The sequence below is a fragment of the Micromonospora sp. NPDC051296 genome, from assembly GCF_040682255.1.
Lineage (GTDB): Bacteria > Actinomycetota > Actinomycetes > Mycobacteriales > Micromonosporaceae > Micromonospora > Micromonospora craterilacus.
The window spans coordinates 1-4,991 of record NZ_JBFBAO010000447.1; the positions used below are offsets into that span (position 1 = coordinate 1).

Genomic DNA, 4,991 nt, shown 5'->3' on the forward strand with positions numbered 1-4,991 from the left:
GCGGGTGGGGCCGGCGTCGCGGTGCCGGCGGGCCAGCCAGATGAGGATGGCGGCGCCGAGCAGGGTGGTCACCACGCCGGTGGGGATGTCGACGCCGGCCTGGGCGCCCATGACGGCCCGCAGCAGCACGTCGGAGCCGAGGACGATGACCACCCCGGCGATGCCGGACAGCGGCAGCAGGACCCGGTGTCGGTGCACCCCGGGTACGAGGGGGGCGAGCAGCCGGACGATCACCGGCGCGCAGAGGCCCACGAAGCCGACCGGGCCGGTGAGGGTGACCGCCGCGGCGGACAGCAGCACGGCGAGCACCGTGACGAGCAGTCGGGTACGCCGCACGTCGAGGCCGAGCACGGTGGCGGTGTCGTCGCCGAGGGCGAGGATGTCGAGGCGGTGCCCGAGCAGCATGAGCGCCCCGACGGCCGCACCGATCACCGGCGCGAGCTGGGTGAACGCGGTCAGGTCGCTCTGCACCAGCGAGCCGTTGCCCCAGGCGAACAGGCCGATGGTGGCCTGCTCGAAGAGCAGGAGCAGCAGGGTGGTCACCGAGCCGAGCGCCAGTGCGGTGGCCGAGCCGGCGAGGATCAGCCGGGTGGTGCCGGCCTGCCCGCCGGCCGACATCGCCATCACCAGGCCGGCCGCGGCGAGTCCGCCGCAGAAGGCGAGGCCACCGGCGGGCAGCGCGGGCAGGGTGATGCCGAACGCGGCGACCGACACGATGGCCAGGTGGGCGCCGGCGTTGACGGCGAGGGTGTCCGGCGAGGCGAGCGGGTTGCGGGCGATCGACTGCAGGGCGGCGCCGGCGAAGCCGAGGGCGACGCCGATGGCCAGCCCGGCGAGCAGCCGGGGCAGCCGGGAGGCGATCAGCACCCGGGCGGTCTCATCGTCGCCACCGGTGAGCAGGCGCAGCAGGTCGAGCGCGCCGACCGAGGAGGTGCCCTGGGTGAGGTGCACCGCCGCGACCACCAGCAGCAGCGCGGTGGCCCCGATGAAGGCCCCGGCGACGCGGGGGGCCGAGAGGCGCCCGGCCGGAGCCGGCCGGACGGCCGGCTCCGGGCGCGGGGGCGCGGTCAGCGCGGTCACACCGCGTAGGTGTTGACGAGCTGGTCGATGTACTGCTTGCCGGAGAGCGGCCCGCCGAAGGTCCAGATGCCGTCGGGCATCCGGTGCAGGTTGCCCTGCTTGACGAAGGGCAACGACTTCCAGATGGCGTTGCCGGCGAGGCCATCGGCGAAGACGTCGGCGCCGTCCGAGGCGTTATAGAAGAAGTGCAGGTCCGGGCTGGAGAGGACGGTCAACCCCTCGACGTCGGTCTGGCCCAGGCCCCACGCCTCGTCGGTCTTGCCGGTCCAGGCGTTGGTGAGGCCGAGCTGGATGCCGATCTGGGAGACCAGCGCCCCCTGGCCGAACATCCGGACGCTGACCGTGCTGCCTTCCTTCCAGCCGTCGGCGATGGCGAACGGCTTGCCAGCCGCACCGGCGTCGGCGATCTTCTTCTTCCCGTCAGCGATGGCGGCGTCGAAGTCGGCGAGCAGCTGCTCCGCCTCGGTGGTCCGGCCGACCGCCTTGGCGATCATGTTCAGGTCCGCGCGCATCCGGCCGAGGTTGTCCGAGGCGTCGCTGCCCTTGGTGACGATGACCGGGACGAACTGCTCAAGCTGAGTCACCAGGTTGGCGCCACGGTCGTCCTCCATCACCACGAGGTCGGGCTGCAGCGCGACGATCGAGTCGACGCTCGGCTCGCCCCGGGTGCCGACGTCCTTGACGCCCGGGTCGAGCTTGGCGGCGCTGACCCAGGTGGCGTAGCCCTTGGTGTCGGCGACGCCGACCGGCATGACGCCGAGGCCGACGAGCATCTCGACCTCGCCCCACTCCAGGGCGACGACCTTGGTGGCGGGGTTGTCGAGCTTGATCTCCTTGCCGCGGCTGTCGGTGACGGTGACCGGTCCGCCGGCGGCGGAGGCCGCGGGCTCGGTGGGGTTCTCGGTGGTGCCGCAGGCGGCCAGCAGCAGCGCGGTGACGGCGGCGACCAGGGCGGTGACACGGGTACGGGGCATGACGTTCTTTCTCTGGTGCGGTTGCTGACTGGTCTGGTTCAGACCGGGATACGGGTCAGGTGCCGGCCCACGGGGCGGGTGGTCACCAGTCCGGTGAGCGGATCGGCGGTGACCTCGATGGCGATCCCGTAGGTCTCGGTCAGGTCCTGCTCGGTGAGGACCTCGGCCGGGGTGCCGGTGGCGCGGATCCGGCCGCCGTGCAGCAGGACCACCTCGTCGGCCACCGCGGCGGCCTGGTTGAGGTCGTGCAGCACGACGCCGACCGCGACGCCGTGGTCGTCGGCGAGGTCACGCATCAGGTCGAGGATCTCGACCTGGTAGCGCAGGTCGAGGAAGGTGGTGGGTTCGTCGAGCAGCAGCACCGGGGTGTCCTGGGCCAGGCAGGTCGCCAACCAGACCCGTTGCAGCTCGCCGCCGGAGAGCTCGTCCACCGGCCGGTCGGCCATCGCGGTGACCCCGGTGACGTCCATCGCGCGAGCGACGGCGGTGGGCCCGTCGGGGTCGTCGGCGCGCCAGCGGCCCCGGTAGGGGTGGCGGCCGTAGCCGACCACGTCGCGGACGGTGACCCCGCTGGGCACCGGCCGGCTCTGGGCGAGCAGGGTGACCCGGCGGGCGAACTCCTTGGCCGGCAGGCCGGCCGCGGTGGTGCCGTCGGCGAAGTGCACCGTGCCGCTGGCGATCGGGTGCAGCCGGGCGAGAGCCCGCAGCAGGGTGGACTTGCCGCTGCCGTTCGGCCCGACGAGGGCGGTCACGGCGCCGGGTCGCAGGGTGATCGTGGCACCGTGCACCACCGTCGTGCCGTGGTAGCCCAAGCGGAGGTCCACCCCGCGAAGGCTCTGCTCGGCGTCACCCGACGCCAGTCCGCTCGACATGAGGTTAGGTTAACCTAACCTAACTTGCTGTCAAGGCGGGGGGCGGTCGCCGTCCACCGTCCGGGTGACGGCAAACGTCCCAGGTGGACATAGCCCTATGCGTCTTCCCGGAGCGCCGCAGGTCACCCCGGGTGGACACGCCCGTACCGGCCGGATGCCACGACTGCGCGCCGACGCCGCGCCGGCACCGCCAGGTGGGCGGCGCGAAACGGTACCGGGGTGGGACGACAGACCCACCGGAGCAGCGGTAGCGTTGCGCGTCATCGCCGCCGGGCCGCCGGTAGGGCGCTCGCGATTCGTACGGAGGATGGGGCATGTCCATCGGCGAGGAGCCGTTCGCAGACCTGGCCTCGCGGCCGAACTTCGAAGTCGCCCTGCGCGGGTTCGACAAAAAGCAGGTCGAACGCTACGTCGAGCAGATGGACGGCCGAGTCGCCGCGGTCTCGGCCGAGCGCGACCGAGCCCTCAAGCATGCGCGGGACCTCACCGGCAAGCTCCAGGCGTTCCAGGGCGAGGTGGCCGAGCTGCGACAGCGGCCCGCGCAGATGGACAAGGCGTCCTTCCGGGACCTGGGCCCGATGGTCGACCAGATCCTGGACCTCGCCGAGAAGCAGGCCGGGGCGATCGTCGAGACCGCCACGCAGCGGGCCGGCAAACTCCAGGCGGAGGCGGAGAAGACGCTCGCCAACGCGCGAGAGCGGACCGTCAAGTCGCTGGCGGACCTCGAGGAGGAGTTGGCCGGCCGACGGGCCGAGCACGAGCAGCGGTACGAGGAACTGCGTACGGCGGCCGACGCCGAGCTGACCGAGACCCGCGAGCGGGCCGACAAGCTGCGCGCCGACGGTGAGGCCGCGCACGAGCGCGCCCAGCAGGAGGCGAAGAAGATCGGCGAGCAGTGCCGCCAGCAGGTCGAGCAGGCGCGGTCGGCGGCCGAGGCGCTGACCACCTCCGCCCGTACCCAGATCCATCAGGAGATCCAGGCGGCCCGGTCGAAGAGCCAGCAGGAGTTGGCCCAGTGGCGGACCACCGTCGAGGAGGAGCTGGCGGAGCGGCGCGCCACCGCCGAGGAGGACCTGACCGAACAACGGGCGGCGGTCGAGCGCGAACTTGCCGCCCAGCGGACTTCTGCGGAGCAGCGGGTCAGCTCGATGATCGCGGACGCGCAGCAGTACTCCGCGGAGATCCGCAAGCGCGCCGACGAGCAGGCGGCCGAGGTCCGCAAGCAGAGCGACGAGCAGGCCGCGGCCGCCGAGGAGCAGCTCCACGCCGTACAACTGGAGGTCGGCCAGCAGCAGGACGCACTGGCCCAGGTGCGGGAGGAGCTGGACGGCGCCCGGCAGCAGTTCGACGAGACCCGCCGGGACAAGGACGCCACCGACGCCGAGCTGGCCGGGCTGCGGCAGCAGCTCGAGGAGACCAGCCGGGACCTCACGGCGGAGGGCCGGCGGCTGGACGAGGTGCGCCGGGCCGTCGAGGCCGCCGAGCGGCACGCCAAGGAGACCCGGGCGCGGGTGCAGCGGGAGGCCAAGCGGGTCGCCGACCTGGCGGCCGCGGCCGTGATGGCCGCCGCGGCCGGCGGCGGTGAGACCGCCGAGTACCCGATGGTGGCCGCCCGCTCCGTGAACATCCCGGCGCCCCGGGCCGGCGGGGAGCTGGGCGTGGCACCCATCGGCCGGCCGCAGGCCGGCGAGGACGTCGCCGGCCGCACGGACGCCGCCCCGGTGGGCGCCGACCGCGCCGGGCCGGCCACCGACCAGATGGCGGCCGAGGACACGGACCCGGCCACCCACGATCCGGACGGCACCGAGGATGGCCGCGCCCGCCAGCCGCGGCCCGAGCCCACCGCGGGCCCGCCACACGACCCGGTGGCCCGCGCGGCGGCGGCCGTGGCGGCCGGCGGGCCGGGCGGCATCGACTGGTTCGCCGGCCCCTCGCCGACAGGTCAGGACGAGGCCGACCGCCCGGCGGCCGAGACGACCGACACCGACCGCGCGCCCGAGCCCGCGCCGCGCGGGCGACGGTGGCGGCCAGCCGGCCGGCCGCCCGGGCGCTGTGCACCGGTGAG

Annotated in this window: 4 protein-coding genes; 1 reads left to right on the forward strand and 3 read right to left on the reverse strand. The window is 74.1% G+C overall.

Annotated features, from left to right (window positions below; genetic code table 11):
* The 3 genes from AB0M52_RS30440 to AB0M52_RS30450 form a co-directional block, all read right to left on the reverse strand.
* Positions 1-1,080, reverse strand: a 1,080-nt coding sequence (locus tag AB0M52_RS30440) for an iron chelate uptake ABC transporter family permease subunit (RefSeq protein WP_363960861.1), incomplete at its 3' end; no start/stop codon positions are given.
* Positions 1,077-2,054: an iron-siderophore ABC transporter substrate-binding protein gene (locus AB0M52_RS30445; RefSeq protein ID WP_363960863.1), complete on the reverse strand. Its 978-nt coding sequence runs from the start codon at positions 2,052-2,054 to the stop codon at positions 1,077-1,079. The genes AB0M52_RS30440 and AB0M52_RS30445, both read right to left, overlap by 4 nt.
* A gap of 38 nt (positions 2,055-2,092) precedes the next feature.
* Complete coding sequence (locus tag AB0M52_RS30450; RefSeq protein ID WP_363960865.1) at positions 2,093-2,926, reverse strand: ABC transporter ATP-binding protein; 834 nt, start codon at positions 2,924-2,926, stop codon at positions 2,093-2,095.
* 314 nt (positions 2,927-3,240) lie between these two features.
* On the opposite strand from AB0M52_RS30450, the gene AB0M52_RS30455 reads away from it, so the two are divergent.
* The coding region (locus AB0M52_RS30455; RefSeq protein ID WP_363960867.1) for a hypothetical protein at positions 3,241-4,991 on the forward strand (1,751 nt) is incomplete at its 3' end.

Bases quoted from the DNA above. Each gene is read 5' to 3' on its own strand.
- AB0M52_RS30445 (WP_363960863.1), bottom strand. From the start codon at position 2,054: ATGCCCCGTACCCGTGTCACCGCCCTGGTCGCCGCCGTCACCGCGCTG.
- AB0M52_RS30450 (WP_363960865.1), bottom strand. From the start codon at position 2,926: ATGTCGAGCGGACTGGCGTCGGGTGACGCCGAGCAGAGCCTTCGCGGG.